The sequence below is a fragment of the Corynebacterium sp. HMSC066C02 genome, from assembly GCF_001814945.1.
In the GTDB taxonomy this organism is placed as follows: Bacteria; Actinomycetota; Actinomycetes; order Mycobacteriales; family Mycobacteriaceae; genus Corynebacterium; species Corynebacterium aurimucosum.
This window is the reverse complement of record NZ_KV818440.1, coordinates 19,459-41,938: the sequence shown is the minus strand read 5'-3', so window position 1 is coordinate 41,938 and position 22,480 is coordinate 19,459. Positions and strand designations below refer to the sequence as shown.

General features: G+C 58.6%; 23 protein-coding genes and 1 pseudogene. 19 read left to right on the top strand and 5 right to left on the bottom strand.

Annotation, left to right across the window (positions count from 1 at the left end; translation table 11 throughout):
- Positions 1-479: 479 nt before the first annotated feature.
- From HMPREF2996_RS03065 to HMPREF2996_RS02980, 19 genes and pseudogenes are all read left to right on the top strand, one after another.
- The gene (locus tag HMPREF2996_RS03065) at positions 480-1,070 is read left to right on the top strand and encodes a hypothetical protein (protein ID WP_246822979.1); all 591 of its coding nucleotides are present in this window, start codon (positions 480-482) and stop codon (positions 1,068-1,070) included.
- A gap of 130 nt (positions 1,071-1,200) precedes the next feature.
- On the top strand, positions 1,201-2,130 hold the full coding sequence (locus HMPREF2996_RS03060) for a tetratricopeptide repeat protein (protein WP_070730068.1): 930 nt from the start codon (positions 1,201-1,203) through the stop codon (positions 2,128-2,130).
- Positions 2,127-3,110: an HAD-IIA family hydrolase gene (locus HMPREF2996_RS03055; RefSeq protein WP_070730067.1), complete on the top strand. Its 984-nt coding sequence runs from the start codon at positions 2,127-2,129 to the stop codon at positions 3,108-3,110. Before HMPREF2996_RS03060 ends, HMPREF2996_RS03055 begins: the two co-directional genes overlap by 4 nt.
- Entirely contained in the window at positions 3,101-3,262 is a 162-nt protein-coding gene (locus tag HMPREF2996_RS12810) for a hypothetical protein (protein WP_168166675.1), read from the top strand. The genes HMPREF2996_RS03055 and HMPREF2996_RS12810 overlap by 10 nt, the downstream gene beginning before the upstream one ends.
- 40 nt (positions 3,263-3,302) lie before the next feature.
- A complete protein-coding gene (locus HMPREF2996_RS03050) occupies positions 3,303-4,112 on the top strand; it encodes a TlyA family RNA methyltransferase (RefSeq protein ID WP_070730065.1) in 810 nt (269 codons plus the stop codon).
- Entirely contained in the window at positions 4,109-5,020 is a 912-nt protein-coding gene (locus tag HMPREF2996_RS03045; protein ID WP_070445071.1) for an NAD kinase, read from the top strand. The genes HMPREF2996_RS03050 and HMPREF2996_RS03045 overlap by 4 nt, the downstream gene beginning before the upstream one ends.
- Before the next feature lie 38 nt (positions 5,021-5,058).
- Complete coding sequence (gene recN / locus HMPREF2996_RS03040) at positions 5,059-6,735, top strand: DNA repair protein RecN (RefSeq protein ID WP_070445074.1); 1,677 nt, start codon at positions 5,059-5,061, stop codon at positions 6,733-6,735.
- Positions 6,736-6,761: 26 nt separating this feature from the next.
- Positions 6,762-7,946, top strand: coding sequence for a putative cytokinetic ring protein SteA (gene steA, locus HMPREF2996_RS03035; protein WP_070445078.1), 1,185 nt, complete (start codon positions 6,762-6,764; stop codon positions 7,944-7,946).
- Positions 7,946-8,905: a copper transporter gene (locus HMPREF2996_RS03030; RefSeq protein ID WP_070445081.1), complete on the top strand. Its 960-nt coding sequence runs from the start codon at positions 7,946-7,948 to the stop codon at positions 8,903-8,905. Before steA ends, HMPREF2996_RS03030 begins: the two co-directional genes overlap by 1 nt.
- Complete coding sequence (locus HMPREF2996_RS03025) at positions 8,906-9,544, top strand: NUDIX domain-containing protein (RefSeq protein ID WP_070445084.1); 639 nt, start codon at positions 8,906-8,908, stop codon at positions 9,542-9,544.
- 41 nt (positions 9,545-9,585) lie between these two features.
- The gene (gene xerD, locus HMPREF2996_RS03020; protein WP_070730062.1) at positions 9,586-10,464 is read left to right on the top strand and encodes a site-specific tyrosine recombinase XerD; all 879 of its coding nucleotides are present in this window, start codon (positions 9,586-9,588) and stop codon (positions 10,462-10,464) included.
- A gap of 45 nt (positions 10,465-10,509) precedes the next feature.
- Entirely contained in the window at positions 10,510-11,625 is a 1,116-nt protein-coding gene (locus HMPREF2996_RS03015; RefSeq protein WP_070730060.1) for a hypothetical protein, read from the top strand.
- A 164-nt stretch (positions 11,626-11,789) separates the two neighbouring features.
- Positions 11,790-12,668: a ParA family protein gene (locus HMPREF2996_RS03010; RefSeq protein WP_201828169.1), complete on the top strand. Its 879-nt coding sequence runs from the start codon at positions 11,790-11,792 to the stop codon at positions 12,666-12,668.
- A gap of 9 nt (positions 12,669-12,677) precedes the next feature.
- Complete coding sequence (locus tag HMPREF2996_RS03005) at positions 12,678-13,475, top strand: segregation and condensation protein A (RefSeq protein WP_070730059.1); 798 nt, start codon at positions 12,678-12,680, stop codon at positions 13,473-13,475.
- Positions 13,476-13,491: 16 nt separating this feature from the next.
- Positions 13,492-14,106 (top strand): SMC-Scp complex subunit ScpB, encoded by a 615-nt coding sequence (gene scpB / locus HMPREF2996_RS03000; RefSeq protein ID WP_070711842.1) that lies wholly within the window; start codon positions 13,492-13,494, stop codon positions 14,104-14,106.
- Between the two features lie 87 nt (positions 14,107-14,193).
- Entirely contained in the window at positions 14,194-15,111 is a 918-nt protein-coding gene (locus HMPREF2996_RS02995) for a pseudouridine synthase (protein WP_070730057.1), read from the top strand.
- Positions 15,111-15,821, top strand: coding sequence for a (d)CMP kinase (gene cmk / locus HMPREF2996_RS02990; protein ID WP_070445103.1), 711 nt, complete (start codon positions 15,111-15,113; stop codon positions 15,819-15,821). The genes HMPREF2996_RS02995 and cmk overlap by 1 nt, the downstream gene beginning before the upstream one ends.
- Positions 15,814-17,442 (top strand): ribosome biogenesis GTPase Der, encoded by a 1,629-nt coding sequence (der, locus tag HMPREF2996_RS02985; protein WP_070730055.1) that lies wholly within the window; start codon positions 15,814-15,816, stop codon positions 17,440-17,442. The genes cmk and der overlap by 8 nt, the downstream gene beginning before the upstream one ends.
- An 85-nt stretch (positions 17,443-17,527) precedes the next feature.
- Positions 17,528-18,058: pseudogene (locus tag HMPREF2996_RS02980) on the top strand (anaerobic C4-dicarboxylate transporter family protein); the annotation flags it as partial.
- 7 nt (positions 18,059-18,065) lie between these two features.
- Here the strand turns inward: HMPREF2996_RS02980 and HMPREF2996_RS02975 are convergent.
- The 5 genes from HMPREF2996_RS02975 to HMPREF2996_RS12415 form a co-directional block, all read right to left on the bottom strand.
- Positions 18,066-18,674, bottom strand: coding sequence for a response regulator transcription factor (locus HMPREF2996_RS02975; protein ID WP_070730053.1), 609 nt, complete (start codon positions 18,672-18,674; stop codon positions 18,066-18,068).
- Positions 18,671-19,786 (bottom strand): sensor histidine kinase, encoded by a 1,116-nt coding sequence (locus HMPREF2996_RS02970; protein WP_070730050.1) that lies wholly within the window; start codon positions 19,784-19,786, stop codon positions 18,671-18,673. The genes HMPREF2996_RS02975 and HMPREF2996_RS02970 overlap by 4 nt, the downstream gene beginning before the upstream one ends.
- Positions 19,783-20,577, bottom strand: coding sequence for an ABC transporter permease (locus tag HMPREF2996_RS02965; RefSeq protein WP_070730049.1), 795 nt, complete (start codon positions 20,575-20,577; stop codon positions 19,783-19,785). The genes HMPREF2996_RS02970 and HMPREF2996_RS02965 overlap by 4 nt, the downstream gene beginning before the upstream one ends.
- 13 nt (positions 20,578-20,590) lie before the next feature.
- Positions 20,591-21,529 (bottom strand): ABC transporter ATP-binding protein, encoded by a 939-nt coding sequence (locus tag HMPREF2996_RS02960; RefSeq protein WP_070730047.1) that lies wholly within the window; start codon positions 21,527-21,529, stop codon positions 20,591-20,593.
- Between the two features lie 106 nt (positions 21,530-21,635).
- Positions 21,636-22,478, bottom strand: a complete 843-nt coding sequence (locus tag HMPREF2996_RS12415; RefSeq protein WP_083313773.1) for a class I SAM-dependent methyltransferase — start codon at positions 22,476-22,478, stop codon at positions 21,636-21,638.
- Positions 22,479-22,480 lie beyond the last annotated feature (2 nt).

Below are 22,480 nucleotides of genomic sequence, written 5' to 3'. Positions count from 1 at the left end.
CCGACACCAAACAAAACAAACAACTCAATACAACCCTTCAGGGCCCTAGACAACACCATGTCTAGGGCCCTAAAGGCGTTTTCCAACCCTCATGAAACCAAGCCGCACCATCTGTGGGTTAACGGCCAGAGGATTCTAAAAGTACAGACCCGAAAGTACAGACCCACTGGTCGCAGCCAAGTACGGGCCCGGGTCTCCTGATCAGTCACGCTGCAGGTCTGTACTTCCACGTCTGCACTTTTGTGTTGCGGACCTTTATCACGCTCACGAACTAGAATGATGTCCGTGTACACACTTCGTCCTGAGGGGTCGTTGAGGAGCTAGCGATGAGGTTTCCACAATCGCCGAGTCTTTTTAGGCATTCTTATAACCCAGTCTTCCTCAGCGATCTGAAGTCCGTACCCTATTGCAGAGAGAACGATAGTCCCTCCCCCTATAACCTTTGTCCCGTTTTCGAGTCCGAGGCACGAGTTCCTCAGATGCGCGCTATTCGCGATGGGCTGGTCTTTTTCGGGGCGATAGCCTTGATAGCAAGTTTTATCTTGTTCTTTGGCTTGCTCTTGAATAGCATGCAGGTTCCAGGGCTATTGGCGCTTCTCCTTGGCGGGTTGTTGCTTTACCTCTTTTTCCTCGTGGCCCGGCATATGCTGTTGGCCTTTAGGATTAATAAGGCTTGGAAGAAAGGCTGGATCGACTTTTATCCAGTCCTCCTCGGCAGCTTTTTCTACGACAGCAAGAGCGGAAATACTGGAAAGAAGGGTCATTTTTATACCGCAAAAGCTGTTGTCGTGGCGCCGAGCGGCGAATCCCGGATGCTCAAGGTGTTGGTGGAAGGTCTGAGCCCAGACCGAATGATTGAGGAAGGCGCAGTCTTGGCGCGGGACCGGAAGGGTCTTCGGCTTGACGCGATTCACAATAATGGCTGGACATTCTGGGCTGTCGTCCGCAGCAAGCCATTGGAGCACGGAAGCGTGGAACATGGACTCTCCGCTGCCCAGGTGGCTGCTGGCTTGGACCGCGTGCGGCATGATTGGTCACTGGAGAGGCTGGATGCTTTTTGGTTTTCCTGAGTCTTAGACGTCAAACGGTGGTTGCGGCCCGTTTCGCCTACCAGCCAGTGTATTGCCGGTTTTGCGAAGCTGACCTGTAGACTGGTTCGGTACATACGGACGCGTCTACCGCAGAAAGTGCATGGATTTAATGTCTGAATCTAACTCCCGCGACCACGGGCGTGGCCGCGAAGGTTTCTCGGAAAGCAACCGGGGAAACAGCCGCTCTGGTGGCCGGAAGTTTGAAAAGCGTGGCGGCGCATCGGGGCGTCGTCAAGAGCGTCGCGGTGATCGTCGAGGCGGCCGCGATGGTGCTAACCCTCGCCGCAATAATCCTAAGAGGCACGGTCGTGATAAGAACAAGGCCTCTCATCCGCAACGTTCGGGCTACCGTGAGGAGCGTATCAACCGCCGCATGACGGATCCGGACCTGCCTTCTGATATCGATATCACTGATCTCGATCCTTCGGTTCTGCAGGACCTCTCCTCGCTATCGAAGGAGAACTCTGAAGCTGTGGCTAAGCACCTCATCATGGCGGCAACCTGGCTTGATGATGATCCACAGCTGTCGCTTCGCCATGCGCGCGCAGCGAAGGATCGTGCCGGTCGTGTCTCGGTTGCTCGAGAGATGAACGGTATCGCCGCTTATCGTGCAGGTGAGTGGAAGGAAGCTCTCGCAGAGCTGCGCGCTGCACGCCGTATTTCTGGTGGTCCAGGTCTGATGGCGGTGATGGCTGACTGCGAGCGCGGACTTGGGCGCCCAGAGAAGGCTGTCGAGCTGTGGCGTAGCGAGGAGGCTAAGGAACTCGCCCCGGAGGACGCTATCGAATTGGCCATTGTCGCTGCAGGCGCGCGGCTGGACATGGACCAAGCAGACTCCGCTGTGGTCACGATTCAACGTGCGCAGCCCACGAAGGACGCCAAGGGTGTCTCCGCGTGCCGTCTTGCTTATGCCTATGCGAATGCGTTGCTGGAGGCCGGCCGTAAGGATGAGGCACGGGAATGGTTCCAGCACGCGATCGACATTGATGAAGGAGACTGGACCGACGCCGCAGAGCGTCTGGCCGAGTGTAAACAATGAGTATTCTCAAAACCCACGATTCACTGTTGCTGGATCTTGACGGAACTGTGTGGGAAGGCGGACAGGCCCTTCAATGCGTCGTTGACGTTATTAACTCCTGTGGCATTCCCGCGGTGTATGTGACGAACAATGCGTCGCGTAGCCCCCAGACCGTGGCAGACATGCTCGGTGAGATCGGGCTGGACGCTGATGCCAATCGCGTTGTCACCTCAGCCCAAGCTGTAATAAAAATCGCGCGCGAAGATCTGCCCGCGGGCGCGAAGGTCCTTGTTATTGGCGCAGACTCCTTCCGCGCGCTCGCGCGGGACGCAGGTTTCATCGTCGTCGACAGCGCCGATGATCGGCCTGCCGCCGTGCTGCAGGGCATGGATAAGTCTGTGGGGTGGGAGCAGCTCTCTGAAGGTGCGCTCGCCATCAATCAAGGTGCCAAATACTATGCCTCGAACCTGGATACGTCGCTGCCGACGGAGCGCGGAATGGCTGTGGGTAATGGCTCGCTCGTCGCGGCCGTTGTTTCGACCACCGGTGTTGAACCTATTTCTGCAGGCAAACCGGAGCCCGCTATGTTTACGCAGGCGGCCAAGCTGGTGGGGTCGACCAAACCCCTGGCTGTCGGTGACCGTCTAGACACCGATATCGTCGGCGGCAACAATGCGGCCATGGATACCTTCCACGTGCTGACAGGCGTGTCTCGTGAGCTGGCGCTCATTGAAGCAACACCGGAGGAGCGTCCGAATTTCATTGGTGCCGGATTCCACGAGCTTTCCTTGTCGGAAGCGCAAGCGCGTCCGGGCGCCCAGGGCGGGTTTAGAGCACGTTTTGACGGCTATGACATTGTCCTCCAAGGTGGCGATGAGAAGTCAACTTCGGTCGAGGCACTGCGTACCGTTTTGGAAGTAGCCTGGGCAGGCTCTGAGCCTCCGCGCTACATTCAGCCGCGGAGTGAAGCCGCGGAGAGGGTAGTATCCACATGGCAGTAAAACCCCATGACCCGCGCGCAGTGTTGGCTCCAGAGACCCTCAATGCGTCCATCACCGAGATTCTCACCGAGCCGGCAGAGACTCTTAAGGAAGAGCTAGCCCAGCTGGACCGCGCTCATACCGTGTTGCGCGATGCGCTCCAAGATAATTAGTGCGAATCGCCGAGGAATCTAGGGGAAAGAGGACCTAATCATGCCACCGCAACGTCGCCGTCTCGACGCAGAGTTGGTACGCCGCAAGATCGCGCGCTCACGAGAACAAGCCGTTGAGATGATCAAGGCTGGTCGGGTGACGGTTGGGGGCTTCAAGGCTACGAAACCCGCGACAGTGGTCGAGCCTGAGGTGTCGATTAAGGTCGAAGCCAGCGAGGGTGATGATTGGGCGTCGCGTGGTGCGCACAAGCTCCTCGGTGCGCTCGCGGCTTTCGACGTGGACCTCAAGGGCAAGCGTGTCTTGGACGCGGGGGCGTCCACCGGCGGTTTTACTGATGTCTGTTTGCACCACGGTGCCGCAGAAGTGCTTTCTGTTGACGTGGGCTATGGACAGCTATTGTGGCGCTTGCAGAATGATGAGCGCGTTACTGTGCTTGACCGCACCAATATTCGCAACCTGACTCTTGAACAGACGAATGGGCCTTGCGACGCTATGGTGGGTGACCTTTCGTTCATCTCCCTAAAGCTGGTACTTCCGGCAATCGCAGAATGCATGGCTGATGGCGCATGGTTATTACCCATGGTCAAGCCTCAGTTTGAAGTAGGAAAGGACCGGATTGGGGCGGGCGGAGTAGTGCGCTCGCCTGAGCTTCGCGCGGAAGTGACTAAGGACGTGGCTGTCTTCGCCCAAGAGCTCGGGTTGAGCGTCAAAGGCGTGGCGGCATCCCCACTACCTGGACCAAGCGGCAATGTTGAATACTTCCTGTGGTTGGTCAAGGATGGCTTGTCCACCCCGCAAGATAAGCTGGATGTACTCATCGACACGGCAATCAAGGAAGGACCCCAGTGAGCAGGACTAGTGCCGCGGAGGGCGCCACTCGCCGCGAAATTCTTCTTGTCCCGCACGCTAGCCGCGAGGACAACCTCGCTGCCACACACCGTGCAGCAGAGCTGCTGCAGGAGGCTGGCATCAAGGTACGCGTTTGCGGAGCGGACACCGTTCTCCCTGGGCTGCAGCACGTGCGGCATACCCCGGCGGCAGCCGAAGGCTGTGAGTTAGTCCTCGTGCTCGGTGGTGATGGCACGTTCTTGCGCGCTGCCGACATGGCACGCGCAGTAGACGTCCCCGTCCTAGGCATCAATCTGGGGCACGTGGGCTTCCTCGCAGAATGGGAAGCGGAGTCCCTAGACCGTGCGCTTGTGCGCGTCATCGAGCAGTCCTATGACGTCGAAGACCGCTTGACCATCGACGTGAGCGTCTTTGATTCGGAAGGCGAGCTGCGGGAGCGTAGTTGGGCGCTCAATGAGGCCTCCATTGAGAACCTCAACCGCTCGGGGGTCCTCGATGCCATCCTCGAGGTAGATGGGCGCCCAGTCTCAGCTTTTGGGTGTGATGGTGTTCTTATCTCCACTCCGACGGGGTCTACGGCCTATGCCTTTTCAGCGGGTGGTCCCGTCTTGTGGCCCTCTCTCGATGCCATCCTGGTGGTTCCGAACAATGCGCATGCACTGTTTACTAAACCACTCGTAGTTTCTCCGGATTCGCAGGTGGCGGTCGAATCGGCCTCGGCTACGACTCCGGCCGTGGTAATCCTCGATGGTTTCCGTGAGATTTCTATGCCGCCGGGTTCGCGCGTGGAAATCGTGCGTGGTGAAAGGCCCGTGCGCTGGGTTCGCTTGGACCAGCAGCCCTTCACCGACCGCCTCGTGTCCAAGCTCCGCCTTCCCGTGGAAGGCTGGCGCGGACCGCGGCATTAACTGCCTTAGCGCGTTTTCAGGAAGGAAGATACCGCACTGTGCTCGTAGATATCAGCATCTCTGACCTCGGCGTTATCGAAAGCTCCGCTGCGGAGCTTTCGCAGGGTCTTACCGTGCTTACCGGTGAAACTGGCGCCGGTAAGACCATGGTTGTGACTGGACTACGCCTGCTGGCTGGCGGTCGCGCTGATGCCTCACGCGTGCGCGATGGGGCCGCGAAGGCGGCTGTGGAAGGTCATTTTTCCTCCGATTCACTGGCTGTGGCGGCGTTGGTCGAGGACGCAGGGGGAGAGCCGGATGAAAACGGTGAGTATATCGCCTCCCGCACGGTGTCTGCGGCGGGACGTTCACGCGCGTACCTGGGTGGGCGTTCGGTACCGGCGGCGACATTGGGGGAATTCGCTTCCCACCTCATCACTGTGCATGGACAAAATGACCAGCTGCGCTTGCTGTCGGCTGATCAACAGTTGGCCGCCATCGATCGCTTCGAGCCTTCCATCGAGAAGTTCCGTACTGCGTATACCGAGGCTTTTAGGAAGTGGCGCGCATTGGCCAAGGACTACCAGCACCGGATGGAGTCCCGTCGTGAGATGGCCCAAGAGGTGGACCGCTTGCAGTTTGCCATCAAGGAGATTTCTGATCTCGAGCCGGAGCCTGGTGAGGATGCTGAGCTCGTGACCCTGATTAAGCGTTTGCAGGACGTCGATGCTTTGCGTGAAGGCGCAGCTACTGCTCTGAGCGCTGTGGACGGTGGAGAAGGTTTTGGTGATGAGGACACTGCTGTCAATCTTGTCGGCGCAGCTGAATCGGCACTAAATGGGGCGAGCGATGCCGAGCTGACCCGGCTGGGAGAGCGGTTGGGTGAAGTCACCGCGCAGCTGACCGATATCGCTGCCGAGCTCACCACGTATTTAAGCGATCTGCCCGCGGATCCCAACCTCCTTGAGGAATCTCTGCAACGTCAGCAGGAGCTTAAGCTCCTCACGCGCAAGTATGCCGCTGACATCGATGGAGTTTTGGCCTGGCGGGACGCCGCTGAAGCGAAACTTGCGACCTTAGATACCTCCACCGAGGCCCTCGAAGCCTTGAAGAAGGACGTAATGGAGGCCGAAAAGACGATGGTGGCCAAGGCAGAAGCACTCACTGCTGCCCGTACTAAGGCAGCGAAGAAACTGGGCACCCAGGTCTCCGAAGAGATCCACGGCTTGGCCATGCCCAACTCCACCTTGACGGTCGCCGTAAAGAAGGCCAAATATTCCAAAACTGGCGCGGATGAGGTTGAGTTCCAACTCAACGGCAAGCCGCTAGCTTCCGCGGCCTCGGGAGGTGAGCTTTCCCGCGTCATGCTGGCTATGGAGGTGGTCCTGGCCAGTGGCGACGGCACCACGCTGGTCTTCGATGAGGTGGATGCCGGCGTCGGAGGGCGTGCGGCGGTGGAAATTGGGCGTCGCCTAGCACGGCTTTCGACTACCAACCAGGTCATCTGCGTTACCCACCTGCCCCAGGTAGCTGCCTATGCAGATTCGCACCTGCATGTGTCCAAAGAGAAGTTCACGTCAGGCGTGGCGGATTTGACCCCTGAGGAGCGCGTCGAGGAGCTCGCTCGTATGCTCGCTGGTCTCGATGACACCGAGACCGGTCGCGCGCACGCTCAGGAGCTTTTCGATAGAGCTCAAGCAGAAGTGGAGACTTTCCGCGCGCCTTCCACACATTGAGCGCCTAACAGGGGAAACTGTCAGGCATGAGTCTGTTTTCCCGTAACACCGATCTGCCTGGAGAACACGGCGCGCTGCGTGATTGCACCCCGGGTGGCAAGGGCATGAAGAAGTTTAGCGCCGGTGACTTCGCCGTCATCAACGCCGCCAATATTTCCCGCCAAGAGGCCCAGACCCTCGTGGACATGAAGCCGGCCGCCGTTATCAACGTCGCCGAGTTTTCCACTGGTTCTATCCCGAACTATGGCCCGCATATGCTTCTCGACGCCGATGTCACCCTCGTTGAAGGCGTCGGTCAAGACTTCGTGAGTAACTTCAAGGATGGAAAGAAGGCTCGACTTACTGAGGACGGAGCGATTTATTCTGGCGATACCCAGTTGTCCTCCGGAACGGTAGTTACTCGTGACCGGGCGGAGAAGAATTTCGCTTCTGCTCAACAGGAACTCATCGATCACATGGAGGCATATTTCGGCAACTCCATCGAGTTCATTCACTCCGAGGGGCCGCTGCTCATCGACGGCCTAGGCGTACCCGATGCGGGTTCCGACATGGCTGGCCGTAAAGTACTCGTGGTCTCGCCCTCCGAGGAACACCGTAAGAAGCTAACACTTCTGCGTAATTTCATCCGCGAGTATGAACCCATCATCATCGGCGTGGATTCTGCAGCCGATACGTTGGTAGAGCTGGGATATCAACCCCACTTCATCGTAGGAAACCCCTCCGAAGTTAGCTCGGAAACCCTGCGCAGCGGTGCCCAGGTTATTCTCCCCGCCGAGCCAGACGGGACGGCTGAAGGACTCGAGCGCATTCAAGATTTGGGGATTGGCGCGATGACCTTCCCGGCAGCTACGGACTCAGCCACCGATCTTGCTCTCCTGCTCGCGGACTACCACGAAGCGCAGATGATTGTGCAGGTAGGGGGAGCTCTCGACCTCGATGACATCTTCGCCAATGAGCCGAATGCTACGCCGGCAGCCTTGCTGTGCCACATGAAGGCAGGAACGCGCCTCGTGGACGCGGACGCTGTTATTAACCTCTATACTGCGCCGAATTCCGGCGCTATGGGGTGGCTGTGGGCGCTGCTCGGCATTCTCGTGGCGCTTGCTGTGGTTATTCTGATCGTCGGCTTGGGTGGCGATGAATCCTTCCTCCAGAACTTGATCGATACCTGGAATAACTTCGCACTGAGCGTGCAGGGGTGGTTCAAGTGATGATGTCTCCTAAATCCCTCGTCGTTGCCGGGCTCGGTTTCGGCGCAGCACTAGGCATTGCACTTGGCACATTGGTGATTGCCCCCAACATGGATTCTGCCCCTGGCCCCGGCGGTGAATCCACAGATGAGGTGCGGGAAAAGTACAGCGAGCTGGTACTGGACAATAAAATTGCAGAGGCTCAGCTGGACTCTGCGGATTCCGTCATGGGCGAACTCGGCCGTTTCGTAGTCGATGGAACCCTAGTCCAGCGCCCAGTCATGGTGCTGAGCATGCCCGATGCTGATGATGCCGATGTTAAGGCCGTGAAGGATCTGCTGGGCTCGGCGGATTCCACCGATGCCGGAAGCATCAAGCTGACCGATAAATTCCTTGCCCAAGATTCGGCAGACAAGCTCCTGTCCCTCGTCACCTCTACCTTGCCGGCCGGCGCGAAGCTCGACAAAAAGAAAGTCGACGCCGGTACTCATTCCGGCCAAGCTCTCGCCGCGGGCCTGCTGATGGATGCTAAAACAACCCAGCCTCTTGCCAGCGTTGAGGACCGGGCCACCTTGCTTCGTGCCTTGCGCGATGCCGGCTATATCGACTACAAAGACGGGACTATTCTTCCAGCCCAAGCAGTCGTTGTCGTGGGCGGCGGCTTGGTCCCAGGGGATGATGAGGACAGCCCTGCCAAGAAGTACGCTATCGATACCACCGTCAAATTCCTCGAAGGTTTTGATTCCGTAGACACCGCTATGGTCTATGCCGGTCGCGTGCAATCTGCCGGCGATGATGGAGTATTGGATAAGCTGCGTGCCGCCAAGACAGGAATCAGCACTGTGGATTCTATTGATCACCCAGTGTCCCAGATGGCGACAGTCCTGGCGGTGAAGGAACAGCTGGATGGCGGTAAGGGCGTCTACGGTTCTGCGGCGAATGCTGAAGGCGCAGCTCCGGCACTGCCGAAGGACCTCTAGATGTCCCACGATTTTCGCACGGTAGGTAGCGAGATGCTTGTCGACGCCCCCATCATCGCCGTACGTCGCGATGACGTCATCATGCCAGGGGAGGTCGTAGCGCAACGCGAGATTGTAGAGCACCTCGGCGCTGTCGCCGTTGTGGCCTTGGATGAGAACAACCGGGTCGCCATGGTGCAGCAGTACCGCCATAGCGTCGCCAAGCGCCTGTGGGAGCTACCAGCCGGATTGCTCGACGTCAAGGATGAAGATGAGCTCAGCGGCGCGCAACGCGAACTCCAGGAGGAGGCCGGGTTGGCCGCCGAGGAATGGGCAGTGTTGACCGATCTGGTGACCTCCCCGGGCTTCTGTGAGGAAGCCGTGCGCGTCTTCTTAGCGCGTGGCCTGTCCCCCGTGGAGAAGCTCGCAGCCGAAGGCGATGAAGAAGCCGACATGGATTTCGCCTGGGTGCCCCTCGCAGAGGCCGTCGAGCGAATCCTCGCGGGGGAGATCGTGAACTCGATTGCGGTGGCGGGAATTCTCGCAGCTTATGCCTGCGTGCAAGAGGGACGCACAGCACGCTCGGTCGAAGCGCCCTTCGAGCTGCGCCCGCAATCCCTAGCGCAACGGCGCCCCGGACCGGATCTGAAGAAGCTGTGACGCAGTCAAGCCCCGCCGCAGCTGCTGGACAAGCGTGGTTGATGCACCTCATGGTGGAAAAAGGTGCCTCAAAGAATACGGTGAGCAACTACCGCCGAGATATCAATCGCTACGTTGATTGGCTCGCGGAATCCGGCATCACGGATCTGCGCCGGGTGACCCGCGCGCACGTGGAAAACTACCTTGTTTTTCTCCGAGAATCTTTGGCGCAGTCCTCTGCTAGCCGCGCACTGATTGTGGCGCGCGGCTTGCACAAGTTTGCGCTAGCGGAGGGGATGATTGAGGAGAATGTGGCTGCGGAAGTGACCCCGCCCAAGCGGGCGCAAGCGTTGCCAGAGACACTCAGCGTGCACGACGTCGAGGCTCTCCTCAACGCTATCCCCACCAATGAATCCGCAACACCCATTGATATTCGGGATCGCGCCCTTTTGGAAATGCTGTATGGAACGGGCGCCCGTATTTCCGAAGTGATTTCGCTGAGTGTGGATGATGTGACGGGTGAGGGACCGACGTCGGTGCGCGATATTCTCCTGCTGAGCGGCAAGGGCGATAAGCAGCGCCTGGTTCCGCTGGGCTCGCATGCGGTGAAAGCGGTAGAGAACTACCTGGTGCGTGCCCGACCGGTTTTGGCAACGGGGGCCTCCCACGCCTTATTCCTCAACACTCGGGGAAGGGCTTTGTCACGGCAAAGCGCCTGGGCCGCGATCAAGACCGCAGCGCAGCGCGCACACTTGAGCACTAAAATTTCTCCGCACACTTTGCGGCATTCCTTTGCTACCCACCTGCTAGAAGGCGGGGCGGATGTACGTACCGTGCAGGAGCTCTTGGGACATTCTTCCGTGACGACAACACAGATTTACACGCACGTGACCGCGGATTCGCTCCGCGAAGTATGGCGCACTGCGCACCCACGTGCCTAAAGGCACCTAGAATCATCACGACGTCTACCAATGAAAAGGATTCTTATGGCTTCAACCGCATCTTTCTCCCGAGCTTATCGCGGGATGGCTCTGGCCTTCGCGATCACCGTAGCCCCGCTGTCCGGTATCGTCGCCGGCCCCGTGAGCGGGAAGGGTGGAATAGCTGGGATTGGGTCAGAGGTTGCGCACGCGCAAGATGCCACCGTCCCGGTGCCGGCTGGTCAGACGACAACCGTCTCCTTGCCTGTGCCTGTCGATGTCAACGTGGCCTCCGATGGATGGAATGTGAGCGCTTCTGGTGGTACGGCAACGGTGACCGCGCCGGCAGCTGGAGGACAAATCAGTGTTCCGGTTACCTACCAGGGCGTGACCATGACTATCGTGCTCGTGGCAGATGCTGAGGTAACTGCCGAGGAACTCAATGACGCGGCTGAAAGTGGTGATCCGGACAGCCTCGGAGGGGGACAGCAGAACCCAGGTGGTGCGGATAGTCTTGGGGATAACGGAGATCCACAGGGTGTCACAGGCGGAGATGAAAAAGAAGGCGGAAATGATCCTGCCACCGGCGGCTCGGCACCTGCCACGGATGGCGGTGGAAAAGGCCAAGCGCGTCCTCCGCGCATGGGCCGCGGCTGGGAGGGTGTCGATGATTCCCACGCGGCTTATGTCAACCTGGAATCCACGATCGGCGGACAGACAATTACCGCCAAGCTTGGCTTCAAGCAGGCTCTAGATCTGTACAACCGCTTCAAGCATCTCGAGGATGACGGGGTCACGCTGCGCTACCTCAATGCGGAGGGCGAGTTTGTGGAAGGTGTGAAGCGCGAGATTGATAAAGGCTCGCGCACAATGACGTTGACCTATCCAGAAGGTACGGAGCCTGACAATCCTTTCATCATGCAGTTCTTTAATAAGGACACTCAATCCGCGGAGCTGGTAGTGACGCTTACGGATCCGACTCGTGAGAACGCTGGTGAGGTACCGCCGGAGCAGCAGCTCGATTCTGATGGCGCTAACGAGTCTGACAGCGAGGATCAGAATAGCTCGAAAGTGGGAGCTGGCGCTCTCGCAGCGGGCATTGTGGGCATCGGGATCATCGCTCTCATCGTCGGGTTTATCGTGAAGAGGCGCCGTTCGACATCGAAGGAAGAGCTTTCTTAATCTAGGCTGCAGGGTTTATTCTGTGGTTTGTGCTAGCTATAATCGCGGCGCGGGCACCCAAGGGGTACCCTATAATCACAAGGATGTAAGAATGTAGCGCCGGTCGGGGCTGCAGTGTCGAAGCGGAAAGGCCGCAGAGAGGCCGTAAGGTCAAGGAAGCAGGTGTGACTGTGAGCGACGAGGGACTGTTTGAGGCCTCAGAAGCACAGGTCGGGTTGACCGGCCGCCCACTGCGGGAGCTTCCGGAACCAGAGCCGTTGGAAAAGCATGGTCCCGCGACGATTATCTCCATGTGCAACCAGAAGGGTGGCGTGGGAAAGACCACGTCCACCATTAACATGGGCGCATGTTTGGCGGAGCTCGGGCGTAAAGTCCTCCTCGTTGACTTGGATCCTCAGGGTGCTCTTTCGGCTGGTCTGGGCCTGACTCACGACCAGATCCAGGACACCATCTATGACGTCATGCTTGACAGCGAGGTCTCGGTGCACTCGGCGATTGTGCATACCGGTGTGGCTGGGCTCGACCTTGTTCCAGCCAACATCGACTTGTCCGCCGCGGAGATCCAGATGGTCAACGAGGTAGGCCGCGAGCACACTCTGGCCCGCGCGCTGCGCCCTGTGCGCAAGGACTATGACTTCATCATCATTGACTGTCAGCCCTCCCTGGGCCTGCTGACCGTCAACGCCTTGGCCTGTTCGCAGGGCGTCATCATTCCTATGGAATGTGAGTTCTTCTCCCTGCGTGGTCTCGCCTTGTTGACCGATACTGTGGAGAAGGTGGCTGACCGAATCAATTTTGACCTCGAGATCATGGGCATTCTGGTCACCATGTTTGATCGCCGCACCCGTCACGCGCGCGAGGTCATGGACCGTGTGGTGGAGTACTTCGGTGACAAGGTTTTCGATACGGTGATTACCCGCACCGTGCGTTTCCCTGAAACATCTGTCGCCGGCGAGCCCATTACTACGTGGGCCCCGAGCTCCCAGGCGGCCAAGCAGTACCGCGACCTAGCTAAAGAGGTCATTGAGCGGGCTAACGGCTAGCCGCCTACTATGACCCAACCGGAGATCACCGGCTTTCGCATCGCGCTGGGCAACTTCGAGGGCCCTTTTGATCTGCTGCTCCAGCTGATTCAGGCAAAGAAGCTGGACGTTACGGAAGTGGCGCTGTCTGAAGTTACTGACGAGTTCGTGGCTTATACACGTGCACTGGGAGAAACTGCGGACTTGGATGAGACTACGGAGTTCCTCCTTATCGCCGCCACACTCCTGGACCTGAAGGCGGCGCGTTTGTTACCGCGCGGCGAGGTTGATGACGTGGAGGACCTAGAGCTTTTGGAGACCCGCGATCTTCTTTTCGCGCGTCTGCTTCAGTATAAGGCCTATAAACAAGTCGCCGACCAGTTCGCGCAGTGGCAACGTGCTGCCCGGCGGCGCTATCCGCGGGCGGTGGCCATGGAGGAACGCTTTAGTGATCTCCTCCCGCCGGTGAAGCTTGGGCACACTCCAGCGAGCTTCGCAGAGCTGGCCGCAGGTGTTTTCCGGCCTAAACCGCCGGAGGAGGTCGCGACGGGGCACATCCACCAAGTTGCCGTTTCCGTGCCGGAGCAGGCCGGAAAGATCCTCACTACGCTCAAGCTGCTGGGTACGGGGCAGTGGATGAGCTTCGATGCCTTAACGAGGGACTGTACTGTCTCTATGGAAATCGTCGGCCGCTTCCTGGCGTTGCTGGAGCTATATAAAGCCAAGGCGGTGGATGCTTCCCAGCCGGAATCTTTGGGGCCGCTCGAACTATCGTGGACTGGACTCGACGTAGATCCGGCCGTAGTCGCAGCAGCGAACTGGGATTAAGGTACGCTACCGAGACATGGACGACACGTCATCTCCGGCACCTAGCGAAGCGGCCACCTCCAGCGGACAGGGAGCTTTGCCCCTCATCCCGCAGCTGCGCTCACGCCTCGAGTCGATACTCCTCGTCGTCGACTCGCCTGCAAGCGTGGAAGAGCTGGCCCGCGTGTTGGACGCGGAGCCCACTGTTGTCAGCGATACCTTGCGGGCTGTGGAACGAGAACTGGCCGAGCGTGGTTCCGGAATCGACCTGCGTGAGACACCTGAGGGGTGGCGCTTCTATACGCGTAAAGAGAACGCAGATGCCGTCGAGCAGTTTGTTCTCGATGGCACCCAAACCAAACTCTCCCGCGCCGCCCTGGAAACCTTGGCGGTCATTGCATACCGCCAGCCGGTAACCCGAGCTCAAGTCGCAGGTGTTCGCGGCGTTAACGTTGATGGAGTTGTCCGGACGCTCTTGTTGCGTGGACTTATTCGGGAGATAGAAAGCCCTGAGCCCTCTGTGGGACATGCGCACCAGTATGAAACCACTGAGCTTTTCCTCGAGCTACTCGGCATTGATTCTCTTGAGCGCCTTCCGGATCTTGCTCCGCTGTTGCCAGACATCGAGCAGATCGAGGAGGACTACTCATAAGGGCATACTCTGCGGTAAGATTGCGGCCGGACAGAGGCGTGTTTTCGCGCCCAGCAAATTGAAGAACTATTGAGAGGACACACTCCCGTGACTCCACCCGCTCGCCGCGACGGCACACCGGAAAAGAAAAAGCGTGACAGCGACATGATCGTCTCGAACGCTAAGCCGGCTCGCCACCAGCATGTAAAGAAGAAGGCCACCGCAGATTCCGTCGCGCGAGACCTAGGCGCGGATTGGCTGGTAGGCGCCAACAGCAAGAAGAATTCCCAGAATCAGGGCGAACGCCTCCAAAAGGTGTTGGCCAAGGCCGGCGTTGCTTCGCGCCGCCACGCTGAGATCCTGATCGATGAGGGCCGAGTCGAAGTTAACGGCCAGGTCATCATCAAGCAGGGCACCCGTGTGAACCCCAACAAGGACGTCATCCGAGTTGATGGCACCCGCATCAACGTCAACGAAGAGACACAGTACTTCGTGCTCAACAAGCCCCGCGGGATGCAGTCCACCATGTCGGATGACATGGGCCGGCCTTGTGTGGGTGATGTCGTGGCTGACCGCGTCGTGGCAGGTCAACGCCTATTCCACGTCGGGCGTCTCGATGCTGACACCGAGGGCCTACTTTTACTGACTAATGATGGCGAGCTTGCTAACCGCCTCATGCACCCTAAGTACGAGGTTTCTAAGACTTACCTGGCTACCGTGCTGGGGGAGGCCGATAAGAAGTTGGTTCGCCAACTGCGTGAGGGCATCGAATTGGAAGATGGCCTGGCACAGGCTGACTATGTGCAAATCGTGGACAAGAACCAGGGCTATTCGCTGGTGCGTGTCGAATTGCACGAGGGGCGCAAGCACATCGTTCGCCGCATGCTGAAGGAAGCCGGCTACCCAGTTCAGCGCCTCGTGCGCACCAAGCTTCACACAGTACAGCTGGGCGATATGAAGCCTGGCTCCCTGCGTGCTCTTAACTCCAATGAATTGACCAGCCTGTACAAGGCGGTGGGGATGTAATGATTTCAAATATGCCCGATCAAGGCCTCATCTTGGCTGTTGACGGCCCCTCTGGGACCGGTAAGTCCACGACGTGCCGTGCGCTGGCCAAGCGGCTTGAGGCGAAGTATGTCGACACTGGGGCCATGTACCGCGTAGCTACTCTGGCTGTACTGCGCGCAGGGGTGGACCCGGCAGATACTGAAGCGGTGATTGCCGCGACTGCAGACCTTCCCCTTGAGGTCTCCGATGACCCTGATTCCACCCAGGTTATCTTCGATGGTGAAGACGTTTCCCGCGTTATCCGTGAGGATGAGGTCACCCGCAATGTCTCGGCGGTATCGGCAATCCCGGAAGTACGTCAGAACCTTGTTGAACTGCAACGGAAGCTGTCGGCACAGGCCCACCGCGCGATTGTGGAAGGACGTGACATCGGCACTGTCGTTCTCGCGGATGCCCCCGCGAAGGCGTATATGACGGCCAGTGCCGAGGTCCGCGCGCAGCGCCGCCACGACCAGAACCTCGCCGCCGGCATTGAATCGGATTTTGACACCGTGCTTGCCGACGTCGAACGGCGCGACGCCGCAGATTCCTCCCGCGCCACCTCGCCGTTGCGCCCGGCTGAGGACGCGGTGCTCGTCGATACGTCCGAGATGACCCGTGAGGAAGTCCTCGACGCACTCATCGCCGTCGTGAAAGAATCTGCTGCAAAGGAGGCCTCGAATGACTAATGAACCGCAGAATCCGGACCTGAATCCCGAGCAGCAGCCGGAAGAATTCGAGACGGAGTTTCATTACCCGGTAGGCAAGCTCGAGGAAGAGGTCGTGCACGATCCGCACGGCGGCTGGGCGCAAAAAGATTTCGATTCCGAGGACTTCGATTATGAGTTTGACGAGTCAGAATTCGATGATTCGGAATTCGGCGAGGCTGATTTCGGTGAGCAAGACGAACCGACCGAAGGTGATGCCCCACTGAGCGAGGAGGAATGGGCAGCACTATCGCATGCCTTCGGAGTAGGCGAGGAGCACACTGAGGAAAACCTCTGCACTGTGGCCGTGGTCGGCCGCCCGAACGTGGGCAAGTCTTCCCTGGTGAACCGATTCCTTGGCCGCCGTGAAGCAGTGGTGGAGGACCATCCTGGTGTGACCCGTGACCGTGTGTCCTACGTGGCGGACTGGAATGGCCAGCGCTTCTTCGTTCAGGACACCGGTGGTTGGGATCCGAATGTCAAGGGCATCCACGCTGCCATCGCCCGCCAAGCAGAGCAGGCTATGGAGACCGCCGATGTCATCGTGTTCGTGGTGGACACCAAGGTGGGCATCACGGAAACCGATGCTGTGATGGCTCGAAAGCTGCAGCGCTCCGAAGTTCCGGTCATTCTCGTCTCGAACAAGTTTGATTCGGAGACGATGTACGCAGATATGGCCGAGTTCTACGCGCTGGGCTTGGGAGATCCGTGGCCGGTATCCGCCCAGCACGGCCGGGGTGGCGCCGACGTCTTGGATGAGATTCTGCGTTTGTTCCCCGAGGAACCGCGCCATTCTTCGATTACTTCTGGGCCCCGCCGCGTAGCGCTGGTGGGCAAGCCAAATGTGGGTAAGTCCTCGCTTCTGAATAAGCTGACGGCGGAGGAGCGCTCCGTCGTGGACAATGCTGCCGGCACGACTGTCGACCCGGTCGACTCCTTGGTGCAGCTGGATCAGCGGCTATGGAAGTTCATCGACACTGCGGGCCTGCGCAAGAAGGTCAAGAATGCGCAGGGGCACGAGTATTACGCTTCGCTGCGCACGCGCGGCGTGATCGACGCGGCCGAGGTGTGCATCATGCTTATCGATGCCTCCCAGGAAGTCTCCGAGCAAGACCAACGCGTTCTCAATATGATTTTGGAAGCCGGTAAGGCTCTGGTTATTGCCTTCAATAAGTGGGACCTTGTGGATGAGGATCGCCGCTACTACTTGGAGCGCGAGATCGATGAGAACCTGCGGCACCTGCCGTGGGTGACCCGCGTGAATATCTCGGCGGAGACCGGCCGCGCCCTGCAGAAGCTGGAACCCGCCATGATCGAGGCTCTCGAGAGCTGGGATCAGCGCGTGTCGACTGGTCAGCTCAACAACTGGATGCGCGAGGCAATCGCCGCCAACCCGCCGCCGATGAACAATAACCGCCTCCCGCGCGTGCTGTTCGCTACCCAGGCATCCACGCAGCCGCCGACCATCGTGTTGTTTACCACCGGCTTCCTGGATGCGGGCTACCGCCGTTACTTGGAGCGCAAGTTCCGCGAGCGCTTCGGATTCCATGGCTCGCCTGTGCGCATCGCGGTGCGCGTGCGCGAGCGCCGTCAACGCCGATGAGATGTCTGGTTAGTTGACTTTCTGATTGCTGTTGGGGCGGTGCGGCCCTCTTAACAGTACGGCGGTTACGCTGGCATTATACCCAATGAACCTGGTCATCCAGATGATTATGCTGGTGGCCGGCGCCATCATTTTGCTGAGCTGCAAGGTGGAACCGGCGAAGATCGCCTCAACTCCTGTCTTTAAAGCTGGTATGACCGCAGTGTTCTCAGTCTTCGGCGTGGCCTGGATGGCAGACACCTTCTTCCAAGCCCACATCGATGCCCTGGAATCCAACCTTGGCAGCGTCGTCGAAGCCGCTCCATGGGCCTACGCTGTCGTCTTGGTTATCGTGTCTAAGCTGGTCAATTCCCAGGCTGCGGCACTCGTAGCTATTGCTCCCATCGGGCTCCAGCTAGGCATTGACCCAGCGGTCATCGTGGGCTTCTACGGTGCTGCTTACGGCTACTTCATTCTGCCGACGTACCCCTCCGATTTGGCCTGCATTGGCTTCGACCGAACCGGTACGACACACATCGGCAAATTCGTTATCAACCACTCGTTCATCATCCCCGGCGCCATCTCTGTCGTTACCTCCTGCGTAGTCGGTTCTGTGCTCGCGCAGATCCTGCTCTAAGTCCCTCCTAAATCCAGCCATTAGCTTCGGCTCGCCGTGCAGCTTCGAAGCGATTTGCTGCCCGCGTCTTCGCCATAATTGCGGAGACGTGGTTGCGCACGGTCCCGCCGCTGAGGTGAAGCTGTGAAGCGATGTCGGCGGAGCCGAGCCCACGCAGCAGCAGGCGACAGACCTCTACTTCTCTTTCGCTCAAAGGATTGTCGGGGGAGAAGAGAATATCTTGAGCAAGCTGCGAATCGATGACTCGCATACCGGAATGGACTCGGCGGATGGCATCAGCGAGTTCGTCGGGCGGGGTGTCTTTGACCAGAAAGCCATCGACACCTGCCTGGAGCGCACGCTTGACGTAACCAGAGCGCCCGAATGTGGTGACGATAAGGCTGCGGCAGCCAGTATCTGCGATAGTTTGTGCCGCATCGATGCCGTTCATACCGGGCATTTCAATATCCAGTAGAGCCACGTCAACGCTGTGCTTAGCGACGAGTGCAGCGACCTCTGTCCCGGAAGCGCAGTCCGCTACGACTTCTATGTCCGGTTCGGTGTTGAGCAGTGCAGTGAGCGCTCCGCGGACCAGTGACTGGTCTTCGGCGATAAGAACTCGGATCGAAACTGTCATGGCTGCTGAAACTCCTTTACCTCGGTGGTGTTTTCAAGAGTCAAGAGGACAGAGGTTAAGCCGTCGCTACGCCGGATTATGAGGTCGCCGCCCGCGTCGTCAGCACGGCGGCGAAGGCCAGCAAGGCCTGTGAGGCCGGCGGCAAGCGCCTGCTTAGCGTCCTCCGTGAAGCCGCCGCCGTTATCCGTTACTTGCAAGGAGTTTTCGTCTAGGGTTACCCAGCACTCCGTGGCACCAGAATGCCGCACCACATTGGTGGTGAGTTCCCGCAGTGCCCAGGAGAAAAGATCCTCATGTGACTGGGGCTGCGTAAATGTATCGGGAAGGTGGGTTGTGATTCCGGCAGTGTCCAAGATGCGGCGGGCCGCCTGGATCTCACCGGCAAAAGTGGGGTTCTTCATCCGTGTAACTGTCGAGCGGACCTCTGCAAGGGACAGCCTTGAAAGAGCGCTAATTTCCTCGAGCTCGGCGGCTGCTGTCGACGGATCATGGTCGATCAGGCGGCGGGCTACTTCTGACTTGAGATTAATAGCCGTGAGGGTATGACCGAGGAGATCGTGAATATCTGCGGCGATGTCTTCACGTTGTTGAGCTAAATCCAAGTCGTGGCGCAAGGCGGTTTCAGTGTCATCGCGCTGGGACAAAGTGCCCAGCGTCAAGATGAGCAGCGGCCACCCGAAGAGGATGAGTGCGAAATCGATAAAGCGCTGCTCCGCGTAAAACCAAAGAGGGATACCAACTACGGCACCGGTCAGGGCAATGATGGTGGACGCTGTTTTGAGCGGTTGTGTGAAGGACACTAAGGCCCCAAGGTAGGGCGCGAAGACCACAGCCCAGACACCGTGAGATGGAATAGCTAAAAGCGCTAGCAGTGCGAGGATGAGCCACCACGTAGCTACGCGACGCTGGTAGGACCACTCCTGTGGGTAGGAGTGCAACGTTCCGAAAGCAAGAGAATAGGCCACGCAGAAGACGACGGTGATTGCCACTGCCCAGAAACGCCGTCCTGCAGAAGTAGTGGGTTGGAAGAGGATTTGCAGCAGTACAGGAAGGAGAAATATCAGCCAGACTGCGGCGAAGGCGGCATCGCGGGCCTTGAAGCTGTGCATCATGCTCGGTCTTTGTCGCGGCTGCGAAGAAGTAAGCACGTCCCGACGAAAACCACTGTCCATACCGCGATACTAACCCATGCGTACCAGAGAGGATCTTTGATAAAAAGCTGATGGCCATTGATCATTTGAGCTCCTTCAGACAGCGGCCAACGAGCAAGAGCTTGTGCGCCGTACATGGGGGAGAAGCGTCCTACGTCAAGAAGGTTTTCCTTGAGCGGCATGAAGACGTTTCCGGCAAAGGCGAGGATGACGATGCTCGAGGAAGCAATGGACACACTGTTTTCCGATGGAATGAGCATGGCCCAAGCCATGCCGTAGAAGCCGAAGGGGATGGCGCAGGCTACGGTAGCAAGAAAAGCCAGCACCCACTGTTCCAGCTGCAAGTTGGCTTTGGTCAGCGCCCCAGTGCTGAAAACGGCGACGATAGGCAAGATAGCTCGAACCGCAATGTTGAGGAAGTGAGCGATTCCCAGCTGGACAGGCTGCAGGGGAGTAAGAGCCAATTGCCGGCCCCACCCCGCGCGGTTCTCTGCGATCATTGAGCCAGCAGCGCCTACAGCACCTGTGGCACCGGCATAGAGCGCCATGCCGATCATGACCATGGCAGCAACGTTTCCGCCGTTGAACTCAACGTCGCCATATTCTTGCATCGCGCCGAAGAGAATGTAGAAGATGATCGGTAGCCCAATACTAAAGAAGAGCGTTGGTAGGTCGCGGCGCAATCGCTTGAGGTCGTGACCGGCGTACCGTAGCGTGGCGGCAAGGTTGGGTGATGCCATGCGTGTGCTCATGGTGGTTGTCTCCTTAAAGATTGGCGGTAGTCGGGGATGCGTTGGAAAGCTCCAAGAAGGAATCCTCCAAGCTATGGCCAGCGATGGTGATATCGCGAGCTGCAGTTTTAGTGAGCAGGAAGCGGGCCACAGCGTCAGAGTCCCGTGTAGTGATGGTGAGGCCAGTTTTGGTGCGTTCTAGGCGGACAACTCCCGGAAGATCAGCACTCAAGAGGGAATCAGGCAGCCCATCGGGAAAGGTGGCGCGAATAATCCGGGTGGAGTTAGATTTGCGGATCTCCTCCGTGGAGCCGTCGGCTTGAACCTCGCCCTTGTTGAGCATGACGATGCGCTGGGCAAAAGAATCTGCTTCCTCAAGGTAATGAGTAGTAAGGACGATGGTCCGGCCGGATTCAGCCTCGTGGTGCATGGCCTCCCAGAAGTGACGCCGAGCCGCGGCATCCATGCCGGCCGTGGGTTCGTCGAGAAGCAACAGCTCCGGATCCCCCAACAGCGCTAAGCCGAACCTCACACGCTGTTGCTCGCCGCCGGAGCATTTCCCCACCCGGCGCGAGAGAATATCGCCTAAGTTCGCGCGCTCAATAATGTCCTTTAATGGGCGGTGGGATGGGAAAGCCGCGCCAAGGAGCTCGAGGGTTTCCTTCACCGTGATATCTGGGAGTAAGCCGCCGGATTGCATGACCGCGCCGATGCGTCCAGTCTTCGCTGCTTCCTTTGGCGAGGTGCCGAGCACGTTAATTGTCCCTGAAGTTGGACTCGTGAGCCCAAGGATGAGGTCAATGAGCGTGGTCTTGCCAGCGCCATTCGTACCCAGCAAACCGACGACTTCACCCCGTTGAATGGTGAGGGAGACATCGTGAAGCGCTGGAACAGGTTCTCGGGAGGATGCGTTGAAGACTTTGCCGACGCCCCTGACATCTACGGCCGGCGGGAGTGTAGGTGTTGTGCTCATATCTTCACGCTATGGCTGTGAAGTATTTGCAGCGTAGAAGATGTGTCACCAATCAGTGATGACAGTTGTCATGGCTGCCGAAGGCCCGCTCCTGGCCATGGCGGAACTACTCGCCATGGCGGCCCAACAAGAATGCATCCGTACGGTACGGGATGCTCAGCGCTTGTCCGGGGCTAAACCCCATGTGCTCGTAGAGGTACCAGTTGAGGTTGTGCGTCATGCGTTCATGGATTTTCGCTCCATTGCGAAGCCAGTATGAGCGAGTATGCATGAGTGCATGCAGTTCTTCGGGGCACAGCTCGTGTTCCCACGTTAAGCGAAGCTCTTCACGGAGCGTCCACGGATCGCTCAAAGCGGGATAGAAACCGGGACGGTGGATATCACCTGAATGCATGATGCGGGAGAGCCGGAGGATCCATGGGTCAGCGTGAACGTCTAGTGTATTCCACACCAAAAGCACTTTTCCCCCTGGGCGGAGCACTCGGTCAAATTCCGCACAAGCTCGATCGACATCGACCCAGTGCCAGGTTTGAGCACAGGTGATGGCGTCGAGGGAGGCGGTATCCGCAGCTGTGTTCTCAGCGGTGGCGCGCCAGCAGGGAATCCCCAGGCGTGCCAATACTCGTGCCATATCAGGGGAAGGATCGCTGGCGTAGACGACAGGATTGTGCAGTGACTCGGTCAGTTTGCCGGTTCCTGCCCCAACGTCGAGGACGGTGTGTGCAGAGGAAATAAGTTGCGATACTTCCGGCGGATATCCAGGACGAGCATCGTGGTAGACGTCGGCTCCTTGTTGGAAAGCTCGGCCAGAATGCACCCGCTGTTGAGCAGTGCCGAAGTTAGGAGATTCTTTTCCGGATGCGTGCCGGTAGCTGGGGTAATGCTCGGGTAGCGGGTGCGGAGAGGGTACGCCCAAGGAATCGGATGGGTCGGAAGGCAAAGAGCTCATGA